Consider the following 20,767-nt stretch of genomic DNA (forward strand, 5'->3'; position numbering starts at 1 on the left):
CGGGCGCGGGGCCGGGCGTCGGCAGCGCGTACGGGGCGGGGGCCGCGGGCCGGGGCCGGTCGGGGGACTGCGGTGGGTGCTGGGAATCGGTCGTCACTCGGCGCGCGCCTCTTGTCTCGGTACGGGGTCCGGGGCGGTCCTGGTGGCCGGATCCGTGCGCCCGGCCGACCTGGACTCCCCTACGGACGGTCGCCGTTACGGTAATCGGCGGTGCCGAAGCGGAGCGACACAATTGACATCCGCATCCCGCGCAGCAGCGGGATCAGATGCGAGACGGGCGCGATGGCGTACGGGCCGCGACCGCGCGGCAGGCGCAGGCTGCGGACCTCGGCGATGCGCGGCGAGGCGGTCGCGACCTTGCGGTACTCCTTGCCGTCCATGCCCCACAGCCAGCGCGGCGCGCGATAGCCGGGGCGCGCCGCGCTCCCGCCCGCCTCCGGGCTCGCCTCCGTCCCCGCGTCCGGCCCCGTCCCGCCCGCGTCCGTGTCCCTGCGCGCCTCGGCCCGCGCCTGGGCGTCCGCCCGGGCCCGGTCGTCGGCCTGGGCCTGGCTGCGGGCGACCATCCCCCGGGGGAGGGCGTCGAAGAGCATCCAGCCGCCGGGGAAACGTTCCGCGCAGGCGGCGATCAGGCGTTTCACGTCGGACGGCGGCAGATACATCAACAGGCCCTGGGCGGTGACCAGTACGCCCTCGGAGTCGTCGACCTCGTCCATCCAGCCCAGGTCCAGCGCCGACCGGGCCAGCGAACGGCGCCGTGGCGGATCGTCCGGAAGCAGAACGTCTCGGACCTCGACCGTCTCCGGCAGATCCACCGTCAGCCAGCGCACCCGGCCGTTGTCCACCCGCCAGAACTGCGTTTCGAGGCCCTCGCCGAGCGCCACCACCGTGCCGTCGGGGTGTTCGGCGACGAAGCGCCGTACCTCGTCGTCCAGGCACCGCACCCGCAGCGCGTGCCACTGCGCCATGCCCGAGCCGCCGAACCGCTCGAAGGGGTAGTCGATACGGTCGACCAGCTCCACCGCGAGCGGGTCGTCCAGCAGCCGCGCCCCCGGCCGCCGGGCCTCGGCGGCCCGGTTGTACAGATTCCACAGCAGCGTTTCCGGTACGCCCTCCAGCTCGACCTTGAACCGGCCGACGCCGCCGGTCCCGCCCTCGTCGCCGCCGGCCGCCCCGCTCCCGTCGCCGTCCCGGCCGTCTCCGCTCACGCCACCACCGACGTCGTCGTTGTCGTCCATCCCCTTACGATCCCACTCGCCGCCGCGCCCGGCCGTGCCCGCCACGGCGGTACTTCGCAACCCCGTTGCCCCCGGCTCGCGTTGGGCCCGCTTGAAGAAAGCGGCGCCGTCCGGTCACGGCTGCGCGGAACCTTGACAGCGGTTTTCGCCAGGCGTAGACATCACGTCGGCCAGAGAGCGCTCTCACAGCCGTCCGGCGAGGCGGCGGGACAGCACCCTCGGGCCGCCGCACAGCCGCACGCGTACGACCGCACCGCTGTACCAACCGCACGCGTACGACCGCACCTCCGCACCTCCGCACGCGCACGACCGCACCTCCGCACAGCCGCACCGCGCACGAACGCCGATCGTGGCCGCGAGACCGGGGTCGGTGCCGCACACCGCAGCAGGGCACCACCGACGTCCACCCCCCAACCGGAGGCTCGCGCGTACGCGGCGCACCTCGCCGCACGCCGGCCGCGTGCTTGTCACGTGCTTGTCACGTGCGTGGCCGCGCGCTCGCCGCGCGCGGATCTCCGCAAGGACGGCGCTACGTGCCCTCGTTGTCGGTTTCTCACCCTCTCGCGCCCGTGCTCGCGGACTTCCGCGAGCCGTCATCCGACACGTAGACACGTAGGAGCACACATGAGGGTCACCCCACGAGGGCTCTCCGCGCACCGTAAACGTTTCCGGTTCCCTCTCGCACGGTCACCGCAGGGCGTCCTGCTGATGGCGCTGGTGCTGATCGCCTCGGCGTATCTGTCCCTGGCGCCCACCTCCTCGCACGCGGCGACGCCGACCCTGCTCTCCCAGGGCAAGCCGACGACCGCGTCATCCGTCCAGGACGCGTTCGCCGCGAGCGCCGCCGTGGACGGTGACACCGGTACCCGCTGGTCCAGCGCCGCGTCCGATCCGCAGTGGCTCCAGGTCGACCTGGGCTCGTCGCAGCCGATCACGCAGGTCGTCCTCAACTGGGAGACGGCGTACGGCAAAGCCTTCAAGATCCAGGTCTCGGACAACGCGACCGCCTGGACCGACGTCTACTCCACCACCACCGGCACCGGCGGCATCCAGACGCTCAGCGTCACCGGCACCGGCCGCTACGTGCGGATGTACGGCACCCAGCGCGCCACCCAATGGGGTTACTCGCTCTGGGAGTTCCAGGTCTACGGCGGTTCCGGCGGCGGTACGCCCCCGGCGACCTGCGGCACCACGACCGCCGCGCTCGGCAGGCCCGCCACCGCGTCCTCGACCGAGAACGCCGGGACCCCCGCCTCCGCCGCCTTCGACGGCAACGCGGGCACCCGCTGGTCCAGCGCGGCCTCCGACCCGCAGTGGGTCCAGGTCGACCTCGGCTCGTCGCAGACGCTGTGCGGCGCGCAGTTGACGTGGGAGACGGCGTACGCGAAGGCGTATCAGATCCAGGTCTCGACCGATGGTTCCACGTGGAACAACGCGTATTCCACGACGACCGGGGCCGGTGGCACCGAGAATCTGTCGTTCAACGCGACCGGCCGCTATGTGCGGATGTACGGCACGCAGCGGGCGACGCAGTACGGCTACTCGCTGTGGGAGTTCACGATCCTGACGCCCGGTGGCAGTACGACCTCCCCGCCGCCGAGCGGGGGCAACGGCAACTGCCCGTGGGTCGGTTCCACGGCTCCGGTGGCCACCCGCGTCCAGCAGGTCATGGCGCAGATGACCACCGCGCAGAAGGTCTCGATCCTGCACGGCAACAACAACGCGACGCCGTACATCGGCAACATCACCGGCGTACCGTCGCTGTGCATCCCGAACATCGGCCTCCAGGACGGGCCGCACGGTGTCGGTGACGGCCTCGGCGGCGTCACGCAGATGCCGTCGGCGAACGCGTCCGCGGCGACGTGGGACGACGCGCTGGAGCAGCAGTACGGCGCGGCGATCGGCGCGGAGTTCGCGGGCAAGGGTGTGCAGGTGGCGCTCGGCCCGACGCTGAACATCGTGCGCGACCCGCGCTGGGGCCGGGCCTTCGAGACGTTCAGCGAGGACCCGTACCTCAACGGGCGGCTGGCGGCGGCCGACATCCGGGGCATCCAGAGCCAGGGTGTGATGGCCGAGATGAAGCACGTGGCCGTCTACAACATCGAGAATCCGGCGGGGACGGTCGTCGTCGACAACCGGACCATGCAGGAGCTGTATCTGCCCGCGTTCCAGGCGGCGGTGCAGCAGGGCTCGCCGGCGGCGGCGATGTGCGCGTACAGCGTCGTCAACTCCGTACCGGCCTGCCAGAATCCGGCGCTGATGAACGTCGGGCTCTACCAGCAGGCGGGCTTCGGCGGCTTCATCACCAGCGACTGGGGCGGCGCGCACTCCACCGTCGAGTCCGCCAACGCCGGTCTGACGGTGGAGATGCCGAACGGCTACTTCTACGCGGACTTCCTCGCGCAGGCGGTCGCCAACGGGACGGTCAGCCAGGCCACGCTGGACACGATGGTGAGCAGGCTGCTGACGCAGTTCTTCGCCTTCGGTCTCTTCGACAAGGCGCCCAGCGGTTCGCGGGACGCCGTCGTCACCACCCCGGCGCATGTGGCGACCGCGCTCCAGGGCGCGGAGGAGGGCACCGTACTGCTCAAGAACAACGGCATCCTGCCGCTGTCCACCGCCACCACCCACTCGATCGCGGTGATCGGCTGGGACGGCGGCGCGGGCGTGCAGTCCATCGGCGGCGGCAGTGCGACGGTGACCAGTTCCGGCACGGTCTGGCCGATCACCGGCATCCAGAACCGGGTCGCGGGCACCGGCACCACCGTGCAGTACAACGACGCGTCGAATCTCGCGTCGGCGGTCACGCTGGCCCGCTCCTCCGATGTCGCGATCGTCTTCGCCAGCGACAACTACGGCAACGAGGAGCACGACACCACCACGCTCGACCTGCCGCCGGTCGGCAACGCCCAGACCAACCAGAACGACATGATCGCCCAGGTGGCGGCGGCCAATCCGCACACCATCGTGGTGCTCAACAACAGCTCGGCGATCAACATGCCGTGGCTGAACCAGGTCGCGGGCGTCTTCGAGGGCTTCTATCCGGGCCAGCAGATCGGTACGGCGATGGCGGCGCTGATCTTCGGTGACGTCAACCCGTCCGGCAAGCTGCCCGTCACCTTCCCGAAGTCGCTCGCGGACGTGCCCGCGCACACCCCGGCGCAGTGGCCGGGGACCAACGGCACGGTGCAGTACAGCGAGGGGCTGAAGGTCGGCTACAAGTGGTACGACGCGCAGAACATCGAGCCGCTGTATCCGTTCGGCTTCGGCCTGTCGTACACCACCTTCTCCTTCTCCGGGCTCCAGGTCGGCGCGCTGTCCGGCGGGAACGCCACCGTGCGCGCGACGGTGACCAACACCGGGACGCGGGCGGGTACCGAGGTCGCGCAGCTCTACGTGGGCGACCCGGCCTCCACCGGCGAGCCGGTCCACCAGCTCCGCGGCTATCAGCGGGTCACGCTCAATCCGGGCCAGTCGCAGACGCTGACCTTCACGGTGTCCACGCACGACCTGGCGTACTGGAACACCGGCACCAACGGGTGGACGACGGCGGCGGGCAGCTACCAGATCCTGGTGGGGGACTCGTCGCGGAATCTCCCGCTGAGCGGCACGCTCAGCGTGCCGACGCAGGTGAACGCCGCGGCGGCGCGGGTGGGGGGCGGCGACGCCTCGTACGCCGTGCCCAATCCGCACGGCATGAGCAGCCCGCTGCACACGGCGGTGGACTGGGCGCTGGACCAGAGGGCCCCGAGCGGCACGGCCTTCTCGGCGACCGGTCTCCCGCCGGGGATCTCGCTCAGCTCGGCGGGGCGGTTCACGGGCGCGGCCACTGAGCGGGGTACGTACACGGTGACGGTCACCGCCCGTACGTCCTCGGCTGCGGCGTCCGCGCCGGTGACGTTCGTCTGGACGGCCACCTAGCCGGTTCGGTTCCGGCTCCGGTGCCCTCCCGCGGGGGCGCCGGGGCCGGGGCCTCCCGGGTGAGCAGCGCGGTCGAGGGCGACCACGCCTGCGTCCGCAGCTTCGAGACCGCGCTCAAGACGCGGCGCCCGCGCCAGCCCTAGCGCGAGATGTGGGCCTCGATGCCGTCGAGGAGGAAGTCGAGGCCGAGGCGGAAGGTGTGGTCGGCGTCGAGGTGGGCGGCGTCGTGGATCACGGTGGACAGGGCGGGGAAGCGGCCGGTGGCGAAGGTGCGTTCCAGGTAGGGGCCCAGTGCGGCCTGCCAGCGCTTCTCGTCCAGGCCGGTGGTCCGCTCCGCGCGGCGGGCGGCGATCTCGCGGCGGACGGCGCCGGTCACGTAGGCGTCGACCGCGGTGACCACGGGCATGACGGCGTCCACGTGGACCCCGTCCAGCGCGGCGACGACGGCCTCGCCCCTGGCCAGCGCGTGCGGGCCGAGTTGCGGCCGGCCGCCGAGCAGGTCGGCGAGCCATTCGTGGTCGTGGGCGGCCTGCCGGGTGGTCTCGGCGAGCGAGCGCAGGACCTCCCGCCAGGTGTCCCCGACCGGCCGGATCTCGGCGTGGATCGCGTCGACCATCAGGTCGAGCAGTTCGTCCTTGCTCTCGATGTAGCCGTACAGCCGCATCGGTCCGACGCCCAGCGCGGTGGCGACCTTGCGCAGCGACACCGCGTCCAGGCCGTCCGCGTCGGCCAGCTCGATCGCGGCGCGGACGATCCGCTCCCGGTCCAGGGGGGCCGGTACGGGTCGATTCGGCGGCTCGGGCCGCTCCCACACCAACATGCCGCATACGGTACATCGCATTGTCGCGATACAGTGTATCGACTCGTACGGTGTATCGAAGGAACCGAAGGGGACACCCATGCCAACGACCACCACCCCGACCCCGAGCCCGAGCCCGACCGCGGCCGTCGCCATCGTCGGGGCCGGCCTCGGCGGCCTGGCCCTCGCCCGCGTGCTGCACGTCAACGGCATCGACGCCGTCGTGTACGAACGCGAGGCGTCACGCGCCGCGCGCGGTCAGGGCGGCATGCTCGACATCCACTCCGGGCAGCGGGCACTGCGCGAGGCCGGGCTCATCGACCGATTCCACGCGATAGCCCGCGGCGAAGGCCAGGACATGCGCCTGCTCGAACCGGACGGCACCCTGCTGCTCCAGGAGGACACCCCCGAGGACGCCCCGCTCGACCGCCCCGAGGTCGACCGCGCCGACCTGCGCGACCTGCTGCTGGACTCCCTCCCCGAGGACACGGTGCGGTGGGGGCACGCGTTCACCTCCGCCGCCGACGGCCTGCTGCGCTTCGCCGACGGCGGCAGTACGACGTACGACTTGCTGGTCGGCGCGGACGGCGCGCAGTCCCGGGTCCGCCCCCTGCTCACCGACGCCCGCCCGGCGCACATCGGCCAGAACATCGTCGAGCTCGGCATCCCCGACATCGACCGCACGCACCCCGACCTCGCGGCCATGGTCGGGCGCGGAAACTACTGGGTGCTCGGCGGCGGACTGTCGCTGGCCGCACAGCGCAACGGCGACGGCCGCGTCCGTATCGGCCTGAGTTTCTACAACACCGACGAGGACTGGTTCGCCACCAGCAAGATCCCCTTCGACGACCCCGCCGCCGCCCGGGCGCGCCTGATCGACCTGCTCCCCGGCTGGCACCCACGGTTCACCGCCCTGATCGCGGCCTGCGACGACACCGTCGTGCCACGGGCGATCACCACCCTCCCGGTCGGCCTGACCTGGCCGTCGACACCGGACGTCACGCTCATCGGCGACGCCGCCCACCTGATGCCACCGGTCGGCGAGGGCGCCAACATGGCCCTCCTGGACGGCGCCCTCCTCGGCCTCGCCCTGGCCGCGCACCCGGAGGACATCCCCCGCGCCGTCGCGGAGTACGAACGCGAGATGTTCGCCCGCACCGGCGCCGCCGCCCGCGAGTCGGCCCGCGTCCACGACATCCTGACGTCGCCCGACGCCGGCCGGAGAATGCTCGCGTTCTTCCAACCGGCCTGACCGCCCGGCAGGGCTCAGCCCGCCAGTCGCGCGAGGGCCAGCGCGTGCGCGCGGTCCAGGGCGTCGGCGGCGGCGCAGGGGACGTCCGGCCGCACACCGGTGCCCTCCCAATTCGTGCCGGAGACGGGGTTGACCGCGCGGCCCACGGGGATGGTGGCCTCCAGGTGCGGGTGTACGGTCCAGCCGTTGCACGGGTGCGCGCCGCCGCGGGTGCGCTCGCCGACGACGACGGCGCGGCCGAGCTGTTGCAGGTCGTAGGCCAGCTCCTCGGCGGCGGAGAAGGTGCTCTCGCTGGACAGCACGTACACCGGCCCGCTGCCGCCGAAGCGGGCACCGGGGACGTGGGGCAGGCTCCAGGACTGCTCGCCGCGCTCGCCGTTGCGCTCGCCGTTGCGCTCGCCGCCAAGCTCATCGCCACCCCCATCGCCGCGCCAGTACATGGTGTTGAGGTGGGTGCGCTCGTCCAGCAGGTAGCTGCACACGAAGGCGACCGTGTCCGGGTCGCCGCCCCGGTTGGCCCGAAGGTCCACGATCAGCGCCTGGGCGCGGGAGGCCAGGGTGAGTGCGGCGCCCAGCGGCTCCGCGGCCCACTCCAGCGGGAACAGCATCGGCCCAAGCGTCAGTACGGCGACGCCGCCGTCGAGCAGCTCCAGCCGGGGCACACCGCCCAGCGAGGTGTCGAAGTCCCGGCGCATGGCGGCCAGGCCGGCCGCCCCCTGCTCCGGGGAGACCGGGTCGGCGTGGTGCTTCAGCCTCAAGTGCCGGTCGCCGTTGACGGACTGGAGGTCCGCGGTGACCAGCCGGGCCAGCTCCTCGGCGTCGTCGACGCCGTACGCGCCCTCGGCGAGACGCCGTCGCAGCAGGGCGGCGAGCTGCTCGGCCGTCTCGGGGAAGACGTAGTGCTCGGTGAGCAGCCGGACCGTCTCGTCGATGACAGGGGCCGGGTGAAGGTTCGTCGGAATCGTCATGGCTGGGAGTAGAGCACCGTCCTTGCGAAAGCGTCAAAGACTTTAGACACTTTCGGTATGTCCGATCAGCCGACCTACCCGCCGCCTCCCGAGGACGTCCTGGAGATCAGCGCGCCCGAGCAGTTCGCGGCGCTCTCCCACCCCTTGCGCCAGCGGCTGCTCTTCGCCCTGGGCCAGCGGCCCGCCACCGTCAGCCGACTCGCGGCCCAACTCGACGCGAAGAAGGGCAACGTGGCCCACCACCTCAAAGTGCTCCGCGAGGCCGGGCTCGTCCACATCGCCGAGACCCGCCAGGTCCGCGGCGGCACCGAGCACTCCTACCAGCGCACGGCCCGCCGCATGCTCGTCGCCGAACCCCAAGCGGCAGGCACCGCCGCGATGTTCGCCGCCGTCGCCCACGAACTGGACCGCTCACCCGTCGCCCCCCACCTGACCCTCCGCCACCTCCGCCTCAGCCCCGCCCAGGCGAAACACCTCGGCGACACCCTCACCCAACTCGTCGACGAGACCCCCGAAAACACCGAATCCCAGCCCGTCCACGGCGTCCTGGTAGCCCTCTACCACCACACCCCGCCCACCCCATAACCAACCCCACCCCCGGCACCCGCCGCCCACGAAGAGGCTCACGGACGGTCAGGCCGCGTCGATGGCCTTCGTCGACACCGGAGTCACCGGCAAACCGATGATGCAGCGGGTGTACCAATCCATCGCAACGGTCAACTCCGCCTGCATCCACCGCAGTGTCACCGGGTCGAGCGCGAATACGTCCGGCCGCGTGGTGTCCATCAGCACGTACTCGCCCGGCCGCGTGGGCCGCAGCTTCCCGTACGGTCCTCCGATCGGCCGGCGATGTCCCGATTCCGCTTCGTGCTCAGCCGGAACAGCGGATGGCGGCCCTCCAGTTCTCGGAGGATCCGGAACGCGGTTGCCCGGCTCGGCCGCGGCACCACCTCCGTGCCGAACCGGGCGATCACCCTCGATAGGCCATGACCTACGGCCCCGTCCGCCGTCTCACGCTGTGTCGGACGCTCAGCGTCTCAGCTCCACGTCGGAAGTCGCAGGCGGCGCTGGCCGCTGGACTCCACATCAGGTGAAACGCACGGTCAGCCTCTCGTCCGGCGCGTTCGACTCGTCTTCCGCGGCAGCTCGAACCAGGACGGACGCGATTGCCTCGAACGCTTCATCGCCCATGCGGTCACGACTGACTGCTGCGTTCTCCCAGACAATCTCGACTGGGCGCTCAACATCCCTGCTCAGACGGTCCCACAGGGCGCTCAGGTTGTGCCCGTAGTACGGACCGAAGTCCAGAGGCCCGGCAAGAACCCGGTGCAGGTCCGCCTGGCTTCCGATCTGTGCCCCATCAATGGCGACCCGCACGCTTCCCCCACTTCTTCGGCCGGCCGAGCGACTCTACGAACACCCGGCACCCCTGCAGGCATCGCGCTCCGCTGAACTGCGGTGTCTCACGGTCGATGTCGGATCCGACTTCCATCCGACATCGACCGTGAGATTCCGACACGAAATCTGAGACCCTACAGCGTTGTAGGTTCCCACGGCCGGTGTCATCTGCCGCGCCTCTGACCTGGTCAGTTCTCGGGCATCCCACGCCATGTCATCCGCTGGAATCCCAGTTCCGTGTCATTTACCTAGCCTGCCCGGCGGAGTGGGAGGAAGACTCGCCGCCCAGAAGGCGGTCATGCTGCGGCTGTGGCCCTCCATGCAGCGGTGACTCCAAGCGCACGGTGCCGTCGCCGAGGTCTACCGCCCAAAGGCTCTCCACACTCACCGGCGGCCAGCCGTCCTCATCTGTCTCCAGCCGGAAGTGGACCTTTATGTGGTCGTCCTTGATGTTCGTCACCGCACCATCATCCACAGCCGCCATGCCTCGGGAGGCCGTCGAGCGTTCCAGGCCTACAACACCTCGGGCTCACCGGTCACTGCAGCGGCGATAAGCGCCACAAGATTGTCGGTCCAGCAGTCGGACTCCTTGGTGGCGACTTCAACACCGCAGCCAATACACATGAGGTTAGGTCCGTCCTGGCCGGCGAGTCCGCAGCAACCAGCGAGACGCCGCGGATCGGTATGAACCGCAGTCCCCGGAGCGTCGTCCGGGTGAAGGATCAAGAGGCTGGCATCGAAGTTGACCTTGAAGTTTCCTGGGGCCATCCGGGGTGGGACCACCTCGTGGCTCGGATGCCGCTCGGGGCCCCTGACTGGCTCTCCTGCTACCAACTCGTTCGTTAGAGGCTGTCGGCAGTTGGCGCAGCGAAATATGGTCACGTGGCCATTCTCTGCGCTTTTGAGCCAACGAACTGCGCGGGGTGGCTGCCAGCCGGAACACCAACGGGGCCAGACGTGCGCTGAACGCGATCTCCGGCTTCTCAAGCCGGTGACGCGGCTATGACGTCCACGACCACCGGCCCGTCGTCCGTCACCAGCAGATAGTCCGGGATGTGCTTGCGAACCTTGCCATCCACGTCGGCCTTGAGCATGAACGGCTGGGCGATGATGTGCCGCACCTCTGGGGCGAAGTCGGCGAACAGCAGCCGCCCCAGCTCCAGCCGCGACTCGTAGATCACGTGGTCGCCCACCGTCGCCGACCAGTACGTGCCCGAATAGTGCTGCTGCCCCTTGTAACAGCGGAACATCCGCCACGGCCGGGCCTCCCGCAGCAGCCCGAGCGGCACCGACGGCCACTCCAGGTCCTCCACCACGGACTCGTCACCACGCCGGACACTCAGCCGTACCGGCGCGGCCACCGCTGTACCCATCGGACCACCAACCCCGCGTTTCCGGAGGCGGCCCCGCTGGCCGCGTAACGCCGGGGTCCTGCCCCAGCCACGCACGCAGACGCTGAACGGGGCGGTCCCGTACACAAAGAGGGGAACTGCTCGCTCACGGGGCATGAATCCCATCCCCCTGTCCTATTGGCCACGCGGTGGACATCGCCGGTGGGAAAAGGACACGGGACCTGGGATCCCACAACGTCCCCGGTCAGGTCTGGGCCATGTCCACGAAGCGGGAGTAGTGGCCCTGGAAGGCGACCGTGATGGTGGCGGTGGGGCCGTTGCGGTGCTTGGCGACGATCAGGTCGGCCTCGCCCGCGCGGGGGGACTCCTTTTCGTAGGCGTCTTCGCGGTGGAGGAGGATCACCATGTCGGCGTCCTGTTCGATGGAGCCGGATTCGCGCAGGTCGGAGACCATGGGCTTCTTGTCGGTGCGCTGTTCGGGGCCACGGTTGAGCTGGGAGAGCGCGATGACCGGGACTTCGAGCTCCTTGGCGAGGAGCTTGAGGTTACGGGACATGTCCGAGACCTCCTGCTGACGGCTCTCGGGGCGGCGCGAGCCGCCCGACTGCATGAGCTGGAGGTAGTCGATGACGACCAGGCGCAGGTCGTTGCGCTGCTTGAGGCGACGGCACTTGGCGCGGATCTCCATCATCGACAGGTTCGGCGAGTCGTCGATGTAGAGCGGCGCCTCGGTGACGTCCGACATCCGCCGGGCCACCTTCGTCCAGTCGTCGTCCGTCATGGTCCCCGACCGCATGTGATGCAGCGCCACCCGCGCCTCGGCGGACAGCAGCCGCATCGCGATCTCGTTGCGCCCCATTTCGAGCGAGAAGATGACGCTGGGCATCTTGTTGGCGATGGAACACGTCCGCGCGAAGTCCAGCGCGAGCGTGCTGTTGTGGGTGGGCACCATGGAGCGGGTGGCCAGGTACAGGTGGTCCGGGTTGTCCACCTGCACGCAGCGGACCGGGACGCTCGTGACCGGGGTGACGGAAGTGATGTACCGCGTGACCTGCTCGCGTTTCCACTGCCCTCGAGCGGAACTCGCCTTACGCGGAATCCGGGCAAGAGGAAGATTCGTCGGAACGATGACGTCCCAGGAGTCCGCGCCGATCACGCCGGCCCTGGTACGCCCGGTGCGGTGGTGAACCCGCGGGACGCAACCGAGGGAGACGACAAGCTCACAGAATCCGTCGACCAGTTCGCGATGGGTGTTCGTGAACCGATAGGCCCCGTCGCCATCGACGGTCCCGTCCGCATCCACCATGCCCTGCGCCAGCGCCAGACGCTGGTCGAAGGACGCGCGCAGGTACCCGGCCGGGATGTGCTTGCCAGCGGACACACCGAGCTGGCTCCACGCGTCCCTCAGCCCACGCACACCGAAGTGGCCGGTGCTGCTGTGCCGACGAGCGTCATACCCGGCCGCGTCAAACTCCTTGATCAGCCAGTCGCGGTCCTGTGGATCGCAGGCGACACGCCCGCTTCCGGCGGTATCGCCGTCTCCGAGGAGGTAGCCGAGCACGTACGGATCGATGGGCAGATCGACTTCAGGGCCGACGAGAGCCCTCGTGGCCGGGATCGCGTGATTGTTCTCGTGCAGCGCACGGACCGTGGCGGCGATCTCCCTGGTGCTGCGCGGCCTGACTGCCTTGCTCTCGGGTTCGGGACGGTTCCACTGCTCCTGGACGGCGCCCGCGGTCCTGCCGGGCTTGGTGCCGGCGGATGACCGTGAGGGAGACCAGGACGGCCAGTTGTCCGGGTAGGAGGTGGCCTCTGGCCTCGCGTGGTCGAATGCCTCGCGAGTGTTCCGGTCCCAGGTGAGCCACTGATGGTCCGCGTCAGCCAGGACCTTCGTACCGTCGGAGAACGTGACCTCGTAGCAAGGACGCCCGACCATGACGTCGGTGGCGGCGACCACTCGGGTCGGTGTGCCGTCGGCGGCGAGGAGGTGGTCGCCGACCTGGACCGCGCCCATCGTCGTCCAGCCGGTCGGGGTGGGCAGGGGGGTGTCGAGCGCCAGGGCCTTGCCCATCGCCGGGCGGGCGGCGATGACGATCATCTGGCCGGGGTGGAGGCCGTTGGTGAGGGAGTCGAGGTCGGTGAAGCCGGTGGGGACGCCGGACATCTGGCCGCTGCGGGAGCCGATGGCCTCGATCTCGTCGAGGGCGCCCTCCATGATGTCGCCGAGGGGGAGGTAGTCCTCGGAGGTGCGCTGTTCGGTGACGGCGTAGATCTCGGCCTGGGCGTTGTTGACGATCTCGTCGACGTCGCCGTCGGCGGCGTATCCCATCTGGGTGATGCGGGTGCCGGCTTCGACGAGGCGGCGCAGGACGGCGCGTTCGTGGACGATCTCGGCGTAGTACTCGGCGTTGGCCGCCGTGGGGACGGCGTTGACGAGGGTGTGGAGGTAGGGGGCGCCGCCGACGCGGGCGATCTCGCCGCGCTTGGTGAGTTCGGCCGCGGTGGTGATGGGGTCGGCGGGCTCGCCGCGGGCGTAGAGGTCGAGGATCGCCGCGTAGATCGTCTCGTGGGCGGGGCGGTAGAAGTCGGCGCCCTTGAGGACTTCGACGACGTCGGCGATGGCGTCCTTGGAGAGCAGCATGCCGCCGAGGACGGACTGTTCGGCGTCGAGGTCCTGCGGGGGGACGCGCTCGAAGCCGCCGCCGCCCTCGGACCAGCGGTTGCTGTCGCTGTCGTCGTTGCCGTTCTTCTTGCGGAAGCGGGTGACGGGGGGCCGGTCGCTCGGACCGGCTTCCGGGGGTGCTTCCCCCCAGTGCTCGTCCGCGGGTTCGGGCTGGCTCATCCGCGCCACCTCCTCCCGTCCCTGCGGACCGTTCGACCGCGTTCGACCGCACCCCGTTACGTGCCACGCGTTCGTGGGGCACGGCTCTTTCTTACGGCACGGCGCCGACATTTGAGTCACCCGGGGCCGCTCGCGGCGCGTCGGGGGACGGTCCACGGTAGGGCTCTCGGCGGCCCTGACCAACCCGGTTATCCACAGGGGGTGTGGACGGCGGCGGCATACCTGTGGAGAAGTGGCCCCAACCTGTGTACAGCCCTTGGGACGACGCTGTGGACAAGCTGACAATCTACTCAAGGGAACGGCTCTGACCTGGCCTTTCTCCATCCATAGCCTGTGCAGGAGAAAAAAATTCACGGTCGGCCCAAGATCGCCACAAACAACGCGGAGGAGATCACTCTACGCAGTCACCCGTAATAGTCGAGGGGGGCCTTTACCTCTTACTTGTGGACGATTACCCTGTGCATGTGAATCCGGTCGCCAAGCCCGCAGTGGAGAAGGATCCGGCCTCGTCCCCCCGCACGCCCGCCCGGGGCCGCCACGACCGGGAGATCCTCGCCCTCGCGGTCCCCGCCTTCGGCGCGCTGGTCGCCGAACCCCTCTTCGTCATGGCCGACAGCGCGGTTGTCGGCCATCTCGGCACCGCCCAGCTCGCGGGCCTCGGCGTCGCCGCCGCGCTCCTCACCACCGCCGTCAACATCTTCGTCTTCCTGGCGTACGCGACCACCGCCGCCGTCGCCCGCCGGGTCGGCGCGGGCGATCTGCCCGCCGCGATCCGCCAGGGCGTGGACGGCATCTGGCTCGCGCTGCTGCTGGGCGCGCTGGTGATCGCCGTCGTCCTCCCGTCCGCCCCGGCCGTGGTCGACCTGTTCGGCGCGTCGCCGACCGCCGCACCGTACGCGACCACGTATCTGCGGATCAGCTCGCTCGGCATCCCCGCGATGCTGATGGGGCTGGCGGCGACCGGCGTCCTGCGCGGCCTCCAGGACACCCGCACCCCGCTGTACGTGGCGGTCGGCGGATTCGCCGCCAACGCGGGGCTCAACGCGGGCCTGGTCTACGGCGCCGGACTCGGCATCGCGGGCTCCGCGTGGGGCACGGTCATCGCCCAGAACGGCATGGCGGCCGTCTACGTGTGGGTGGTGATCCGCGGCGCCAAGCGGCACCTCGCCAAGCGGCACCTCGCCAAGCCGCACCTCCCGACGCGGGACGACACGACGCCGCACCTCGCGCCGCGACACGACACCGCGCCACACGACCCCGCGCCACACGACCCCGCGACGGACGCCCGTACGGGTGCACGCTCCGCCCTGTGGACCCTGTTGCGCCCCGACCCCGCAGGCATACGCGCCTGCGCCCGAGCCGGCGTCCCCCTCCTCGTCCGCACCCTCAGCCTGCGGGCCGTCCTGCTTATCGCCACCGCCGTCGCCGCGGGGCTCGGCGACGCCGAGATCGCCGCCCACCAGATCACCCTCACCGTCTGGTCCCTGCTCGCCTTCGCCCTGGACGCCATCGCCATCGCGGGACAGGCGATCATCGGCCGCTACCTGGGCGCGGACGACCCCGAGGGCGCCCGCGCCGCCTGCCGCCGCATGATCGAGTGGGGAGTGGCCTGCGGGGTCGTCCTGGGGCTGCTGGTGACGCTGGCCCGGCCGCTGATCGGGCCGATGTTCACCTCGGACCCGGCCGTACGGGACGCGCTGGCGTCCGCACTGCTGGTGGTCGCGGTGGCGCAGCCGGTCTGCGGCATCGTCTTCGTCCTGGACGGCGTGCTGATGGGCGCGGGCGACGGGCCGTATCTCGCCTGGTCGATGCTGGGGACGCTGGCCGTCTTCGCGCCCGCCGCGCTGGCCGTGCCCGCCCTGGGCTGGGGGCTGACCGCGCTCTGGTGGGCGATGACCCTGATGATGCTGACCCGGCTCGCCGCCCTGTGGCTCCGGGCCCGCTCCGGCCGCTGGATCGTCACGGGCGCCGCCCGCTGAGAGCCCGAGCCGCCCGCCGAGGAGCCCGAGGCACTCGCCGAGAGCCCGAGCCGCCCGCCGAGGAGCCCAAGGCACTCGCCGAGAGCCCGAGCCGCCCGCCGAGCCGCCCGCCGACACACCTCACAGCGAGCGGCCAGACCTCACAGCGCCCGCCGCGCCCGGAACCCCGGAACGACGAAGGGCCGGGCACCCCCGTAATCGGGGTGCCCGGCCCTCCCTGTTCCACGTGGAACACAGCGGTCGCGATTACGCGGCCACGACCTCCAGGTCGAGGACGGCCTCGACCTCGGGGTGCAGCCGCACCGTCACCTTGTGCGCGCCCAGCGTCTTGATCGGCGAACCGACCTCGAGACGACGCTTGTCGACGGCCGGACCACCGGCGGTCTTGATCGCCGCGGCGATGTCGGCCGGGGTGATCGAGCCGAACAGCCGGCCGGTGTCACCGGCGCGGGTGCTGAGCTGGACCTTGACGCCCTGGAGCTGCGCCTTGACCGCGTTCGCGTCGTCCAGCGAGTGGATCTCGCGGATGCGGCGGGCGCGGCGGATCTGCTCGACGTCCTTCTCGCCACCCTTGGTCCACGCGATGGCGAAGCCACGCGGGATCAGGTAGTTGCGGGCGTAGCCCGGCTTGACGTCGACGATGTCGCCCGCGGCACCCAGGCCGCTGACCTCGTTGGTAAGGATGATCTTCGACATGCTTCAGGTCACCCTTTCCTTATCGAGCGGTCGACGTGTAGGGCAGCAGCGCCATCTCACGGCTGTTCTTCACGGCCGTGGCGACGTCACGCTGGTGCTGCGTGCAGTTGCCGGTGACGCGGCGGGCACGGATCTTGCCGCGGTCGGAAATGAACTTCCGCAGCATGTTCGTGTCCTTGTAGTCCACGTACACGGTCTTGTCCTTGCAGAACGCGCAGACCTTCTTCTTCGGCTTGCGCGGGGGCGGCTTCGCCATGGTGATTCTCCTAATGCGATCTTGCGATCAAGAAGTGAGGATGCCCGCCCTAGAAGGGCGGCTCGTCCGAGTAGCCGCCGCCGGAAGAAGCGGCACCGGAGCCGCCGCCCCAGTTACCGCCACCGCCGCCCTGGCCGCCGCCGGCCGGCGCGCTGGTCGCCCACGGGTCGTCGGCGGGAGCACCGCCGCCGCCCTGGGGCTGGCCGCCACCGGAGCTTCCGCCCCAGTTGCCGCCGCCGCCCTGGCCGCCGCCTCCGCCGAACCCGCCGCCCTGCTGACCGCCACGACCGCCACCGCTGGTCTTGGTGACCTTGGCCGTCGCGCTCTTCAGGCTGGCGCCGACTTCTTCGACGTCCAGTTCGTAGACCGTCCGCTTGACGCCCTCACGGTCCTCGTACGACCGCTGCTTCAGCCGGCCCTGCACGATGACGCGCATGCCTCGCTGGAGCGACTCGGCGACGTTCTCGGCCGCCTGCCGCCAGACCGAGCAGGTCAGGAACAGGCTCTCGCCGTCCTTCCACTCGTTGGTCTGCCGGTCGAAGGTGCGCGGAGTGGACGCGACTCGGAACTTCGCGACCGCCGCACCCGACGGGGTGAAGCGCAGCTCGGGGTCGTCGACAAGATTGCCGACAACCGTGATGACGGTCTCGCCTGCCATGGGATGACCTCTCGGCGGTGTGCTGACTGCTTCTGGCTGCTGCTACTGACTACTGCTGGCTACTACTCGGTTACTGCCCCGGTGCGCTGAGCGGAGAGCTCAGTGCAGTTCGGGGCGGAGGACCTTGGTCCGCAGAACCGACTCGTTCAGGTTGAGCTGACGGTCGAGCTCCTTGACGACCTCAGGCGTGGCCTTGAGGTCGACGACCGAGTAGATGCCCTCGGGCTTCTTGTTGATCTCGTAGGAGAGGCGACGACGGCCCCAGGTGTCGACCTTCTCCACGCTGCCGCCACCATTGCGGACGACGGCGAGGAAGGACTCGATCAGCGGGGAGACAGCGCGCTCCTCAAGATCGGGGTCGAGAATGAGCATGAGCTCGTAGTGACGCATAGGGGAACCCACCTCCTTTGGACTCAGGCGGCCACGGCGTTTCCGTGGCAGGAGGGTTTGTATCTGCGTCGCAACGGTAGCGCGGGGCACTGACAGTCGAGTGACAGACAGTCGAGCGGCGGATCGGTCCGAGGACCGTTCCGCCGAGTCGGGCGAGGCCCGGCCCACGCACAGACACCGGTGCAGACCGTACAGACTACCCGCACAGGTCCCCCGGGTTGAAATCCGCCCCCTTTTGCCCCCAATCTGGACACATCTACTCCGTCACGGAGGTGCCCCATGGCACAGCACGCGGAACGGACCCACCACCTCACCTTCAACACCGACGGCCGGCCGCACCCGCTGGAGAACACGCTGGTCGCGGTGACCGTCGTCCTCGGCGCGATCGCGATCATCTCCTCGGCCTTCAACAGCCTGCATCTGCTCAGTTCCTGGACCGGTCTGGTCGGCATCCTCACCGGCGGCTACGGCCAGTTCATCTCGGCGACCACGGCGGAGCGGTTCGCTCTCGTCATCGGCCTCGGCATGGCGGCGGTCGGCTTCTACATCGGTGTCGCGCACGGCGGGCTGTTCGGCGGGCTCTGGTAGCGGCGGCCGGCAGTCGCCGACAGCACCGGCGAGCAGTAGCGAGGGCGCTTCCCCCGCGCAGTAGGCTTCGGGCCAGAAAACAGCACCGGAAACCCACCACAAGCAAGTAGTGAGCATTCCAGCCCGCAGTCGTGAGTTCGTCGTGAGTTTGGGGAGCGCCCCGCATGAGCCTGACCCTGAGGACCATCAGCCGCGAGCAGCATCTGGCGTACATCCAGAGCCTGCCCTCGGCAAGCCACTGCCAGGTCCCGGCATGGGCTGATGTGAAGTCGGAGTGGCGGTCGGAGAATCTCGGCTGGATCGACGACAGGACCGGCCAGATCGTCGGCGCCGGTCTGGTGCTCTACCGGCAGATCCCGAAGGTCAAGCGGTACCTGGCGTATCTGCCCGAGGGCCCGGTCATCAACTGGTACGCGCCCAACCTGGACGAGTGGCTGAAGCCGATGCTCGCCCACCTCAAGCAGCAGGGCGCCTTCACCGTGAAGATGGGCCCGCCGGTGATCATCCGCCGGTGGGAGGCGAACACCATCAAGACCGGCATCGCCGACCAGGACGTCAAGCGGCTGCGCGACGTGGAGGCCGACTTCATCGAACCGCGCGCCTTCGAGGTCGCGGACAAGCTGCGCCGGATGGGCTGGCAGCAGGGCGAGGACGGCGGCGCGGGCTTCGGCGACGTACAGCCGCGGTACGTGTACCAGGTCCCGCTGGAGAACCGTTCGCTGGACGACATCCTCAAGGGCTTCAACCAGCTCTGGCGGCGCAACATCAAGAAGGCCGAGAAGGCCGGTGTCGAGGTGGTCCAGGCCGGCTACGACGACCTGCCGACCTGGCAGAAGCTCTACGAGGTGACGGCCGAGCGCGACCACTTCAGGCCGCGCCCGCTGTCGTACTTCCAGCGGATGTGGACCTCGCTGAACGCCGAGGACCCCAACCGCATGCGGCTCTACCTGGCGGTGCACGAGGGCGAGGCGGTCGCCGCGGCGACGATGCTGACCGTCGGCCGGCACGTCTGGTACTCCTACGGCGCCTCGGCGAACCACAAGCGTGAGGTGCGGCCGTCCAACGCGATGCAGTGGCGGATGCTGCGGGACGCGTACGCGATGGGCGCCAGCGTCTACGATCTGCGCGGAATCAGCGATTCCCTGGACGAGAACGACCATTTGTTCGGTCTGATTCAGTTCAAGGTGGGCACGGGCGGGCAGGCTGCCGAATACTTGGGCGAGTGGGATTTCCCGCTCAACAAGCTGCTCCACAAGGCGCTCGACATCTACATGTCGCGTCGCTGACCCCGGGCCCGCGCATGGGCCACGACAAGGCCCGCGCGCGGCCCGCCGAAGGCTCGCTCAAGGAAAGGTCCCGACCAGGCCATGGCCCTCACCCTGTACGTCGACACCGCACGCTGGCGTGCACACCACCAGTCCGTGGTGGACCAGTTCCCCGGCATCGTGCCGGTATGCAAGGGGAACGGGTACGGCTTCGGCCATGAGCGCCTCGCCGACGAGGCGACCCGGCTGCGCGCCGACATGCTCGCCGTCGGCACGACGTACGAGGCCGCCCGGATCAAGGACTACTTCAGCGGCGACCTGCTGGTGCTGACCCCGTACCGGCTGGGCGAGGAGCCGGTGCCGCTGCCGGACCGGGCGATCCGCTCGGTGTCCTCGGTGGAGGGTGTGCGCGGTCTGGTCGGCGCGCGGGTGGTCATCGAGGTGATGAGCAGCATGCGCCGGCACGGCGTGGCCGAGGACGACCTGGTCAAGCTGCACACGGCGATAGACGACGTACGCCTGGAGGGTTTCGCGATCCACCTGCCGCTGGACCGCACCGACGGTACGGACGCGGTCGAGGAGGTCTTCGCCTGGATGGAGCGGCTGCGGGCGGCCCGGCTGCCGCTGCACACGATGTTCGTCAGCCACCTCAAGGCGACCGAACTGGCGCAGCTCAGGCAGCAGTTCCCGCAGACCAGGTTCCGGGCGCGGATCGGCACGCTGATGTGGCTCGGCGACCACGACGCGACGGAGTACCGCGGCGCGGTGCTCGACGTCACGCGGATCGTCAAGGGCGACCGGTACGGCTACCGGCAGGAGAAGTCGGCCGCCGACGGCCATCTGGTGGTCGTGGCGGGCGGCACCTCGCACGGTGTGGGCCTGGAGGCGCCGAAGGCGCTGCACGGTCTGATGCCGCGGGCCAAGGGGGTCGCGCGGGCGGGCCTGGCGACCGTCAACCGCAATCTGTCGCCGTTCGTGTGGGCGGGCAAGCAGCGCTGGTTCGCGGAGCCGCCGCACATGCAGGTGTCGATCCTGTTCCTGCCGGGTGACGTGGCGCCGCCCGCGGTGGGCGACGAGCTGGTGGCGCACCTGCGGCACACCACGACCCAGTTCGACCGGGTCGTGGACCGCCACCCGTCGTAGGACGCCTGTCGCTCCCTCCTCGGCT

18 protein-coding genes and 1 pseudogene are annotated in these 20,767 nt (G+C 70.2%); 7 read left to right on the top strand and 12 right to left on the bottom strand.

Going from position 1 to position 20,767, the window contains the following annotated elements; genetic code table 11:
* Positions 1–179 precede the first annotated feature (179 nt).
* A complete protein-coding gene (locus ACIP4Z_RS06115; RefSeq protein WP_401305433.1) occupies positions 180–1,235 on the bottom strand; it encodes a class I SAM-dependent methyltransferase in 1,056 nt (351 codons plus the stop codon).
* Between the two features lie 624 nt (positions 1,236–1,859).
* Between ACIP4Z_RS06115 and ACIP4Z_RS06120 the strand changes: the two genes are divergently transcribed.
* On the top strand, positions 1,860–5,156 hold the full coding sequence (locus tag ACIP4Z_RS06120; protein ID WP_401305435.1) for a discoidin domain-containing protein: 3,297 nt from the start codon (positions 1,860–1,862) through the stop codon (positions 5,154–5,156).
* 139 nt (positions 5,157–5,295) lie between these two features.
* Here ACIP4Z_RS06120 and ACIP4Z_RS06125 read toward each other — a convergent pair whose 3' ends face one another.
* Positions 5,296–5,976: a TetR/AcrR family transcriptional regulator C-terminal domain-containing protein gene (locus ACIP4Z_RS06125; protein WP_391042063.1), complete on the bottom strand. Its 681-nt coding sequence runs from the start codon at positions 5,974–5,976 to the stop codon at positions 5,296–5,298.
* Positions 5,977–6,055: 79 nt separating this feature from the next.
* On the opposite strand from ACIP4Z_RS06125, the gene ACIP4Z_RS06130 reads away from it, so the two are divergent.
* Positions 6,056–7,207 carry an FAD-dependent oxidoreductase gene (locus ACIP4Z_RS06130; RefSeq protein ID WP_401305438.1) on the top strand — a complete coding sequence of 384 codons (1,152 nt, stop codon included), beginning with the start codon at positions 6,056–6,058 and terminating at the stop codon, positions 7,205–7,207.
* 14 nt (positions 7,208–7,221) lie between these two features.
* Here the strand turns inward: ACIP4Z_RS06130 and ACIP4Z_RS06135 are convergent, their stop codons facing one another.
* On the bottom strand, positions 7,222–8,175 hold the full coding sequence (locus ACIP4Z_RS06135; protein WP_401305440.1) for a S41 family peptidase: 954 nt from the start codon (positions 8,173–8,175) through the stop codon (positions 7,222–7,224).
* 57 nt (positions 8,176–8,232) lie between these two features.
* Between ACIP4Z_RS06135 and ACIP4Z_RS06140 the strand changes: the two genes are divergently transcribed.
* Entirely contained in the window at positions 8,233–8,760 is a 528-nt protein-coding gene (locus ACIP4Z_RS06140) for a winged helix-turn-helix domain-containing protein (protein WP_355336643.1), read from the top strand.
* A 51-nt stretch (positions 8,761–8,811) separates the two neighbouring features.
* On the opposite strand, the pseudogene ACIP4Z_RS06145 reads toward ACIP4Z_RS06140, so the two are convergent.
* The 5 genes and pseudogenes from ACIP4Z_RS06145 to dnaB form a co-directional block, all read right to left on the bottom strand.
* A pseudogene (locus tag ACIP4Z_RS06145) lies at positions 8,812–9,155 on the bottom strand (transposase); the annotation flags it as partial.
* Positions 9,156–9,261: 106 nt separating this feature from the next.
* Positions 9,262–9,552 (bottom strand): barstar family protein, encoded by a 291-nt coding sequence (locus tag ACIP4Z_RS06150; protein ID WP_401305442.1) that lies wholly within the window; start codon positions 9,550–9,552, stop codon positions 9,262–9,264.
* Between the two features lie 265 nt (positions 9,553–9,817).
* Positions 9,818–10,033, bottom strand: a complete 216-nt coding sequence (locus ACIP4Z_RS06155) for a hypothetical protein (RefSeq protein WP_401306039.1) — start codon at positions 10,031–10,033, stop codon at positions 9,818–9,820.
* A gap of 523 nt (positions 10,034–10,556) precedes the next feature.
* The gene (locus ACIP4Z_RS06160) at positions 10,557–10,946 is read right to left on the bottom strand and encodes a TnsA-like heteromeric transposase endonuclease subunit (protein ID WP_401305444.1); all 390 of its coding nucleotides are present in this window, start codon (positions 10,944–10,946) and stop codon (positions 10,557–10,559) included.
* A 223-nt stretch (positions 10,947–11,169) separates the two neighbouring features.
* On the bottom strand, positions 11,170–14,091 hold the full coding sequence (dnaB, locus tag ACIP4Z_RS06165) for a replicative DNA helicase (protein ID WP_401305446.1): 2,922 nt from the start codon (positions 14,089–14,091) through the stop codon (positions 11,170–11,172).
* Positions 14,092–14,255: 164 nt separating this feature from the next.
* Between dnaB and ACIP4Z_RS06170 the strand changes: the two genes are divergently transcribed.
* Positions 14,256–15,746: an MATE family efflux transporter gene (locus ACIP4Z_RS06170; protein ID WP_401306011.1), complete on the top strand. Its 1,491-nt coding sequence runs from the start codon at positions 14,256–14,258 to the stop codon at positions 15,744–15,746.
* A gap of 246 nt (positions 15,747–15,992) precedes the next feature.
* Here the strand turns inward: ACIP4Z_RS06170 and rplI are convergent, their stop codons facing one another.
* The 4 genes from rplI to rpsF all read right to left on the bottom strand — a co-directional run bounded on the left by rplI (position 15,993) and on the right by rpsF (position 17,746).
* On the bottom strand, positions 15,993–16,442 hold the full coding sequence (gene rplI, locus ACIP4Z_RS06175) for a 50S ribosomal protein L9 (RefSeq protein WP_355336647.1): 450 nt from the start codon (positions 16,440–16,442) through the stop codon (positions 15,993–15,995).
* Positions 16,443–16,461: 19 nt separating this feature from the next.
* Complete coding sequence (gene rpsR / locus ACIP4Z_RS06180) at positions 16,462–16,698, bottom strand: 30S ribosomal protein S18 (RefSeq protein WP_031512678.1); 237 nt, start codon at positions 16,696–16,698, stop codon at positions 16,462–16,464.
* 49 nt (positions 16,699–16,747) lie between these two features.
* Complete coding sequence (locus tag ACIP4Z_RS06185) at positions 16,748–17,356, bottom strand: single-stranded DNA-binding protein (RefSeq protein ID WP_355336648.1); 609 nt, start codon at positions 17,354–17,356, stop codon at positions 16,748–16,750.
* 99 nt (positions 17,357–17,455) lie between these two features.
* The gene (rpsF, locus tag ACIP4Z_RS06190; RefSeq protein WP_093711983.1) at positions 17,456–17,746 is read right to left on the bottom strand and encodes a 30S ribosomal protein S6; all 291 of its coding nucleotides are present in this window, start codon (positions 17,744–17,746) and stop codon (positions 17,456–17,458) included.
* Positions 17,747–18,025: 279 nt separating this feature from the next.
* Here rpsF and ACIP4Z_RS06195 point away from each other — a divergent pair, with 279 nt between their 5' ends.
* The 3 genes from ACIP4Z_RS06195 to ACIP4Z_RS06205 all read left to right on the top strand — a co-directional run bounded on the left by ACIP4Z_RS06195 (position 18,026) and on the right by ACIP4Z_RS06205 (position 20,742).
* Positions 18,026–18,334 (top strand): hypothetical protein, encoded by a 309-nt coding sequence (locus ACIP4Z_RS06195; RefSeq protein WP_355336649.1) that lies wholly within the window; start codon positions 18,026–18,028, stop codon positions 18,332–18,334.
* A gap of 164 nt (positions 18,335–18,498) precedes the next feature.
* Positions 18,499–19,620 (top strand): peptidoglycan bridge formation glycyltransferase FemA/FemB family protein, encoded by a 1,122-nt coding sequence (locus ACIP4Z_RS06200; RefSeq protein WP_355336650.1) that lies wholly within the window; start codon positions 18,499–18,501, stop codon positions 19,618–19,620.
* An 81-nt stretch (positions 19,621–19,701) separates the two neighbouring features.
* Positions 19,702–20,742, top strand: coding sequence for an alanine racemase (locus ACIP4Z_RS06205; RefSeq protein ID WP_355336651.1), 1,041 nt, complete (start codon positions 19,702–19,704; stop codon positions 20,740–20,742).
* The last annotated feature ends 25 nt before the right edge of the window (positions 20,743–20,767 follow it).

The organism is Streptomyces sp. NPDC088910 (assembly GCF_044749865.1).
Lineage (GTDB): Bacteria > Actinomycetota > Actinomycetes > Streptomycetales > Streptomycetaceae > Actinacidiphila.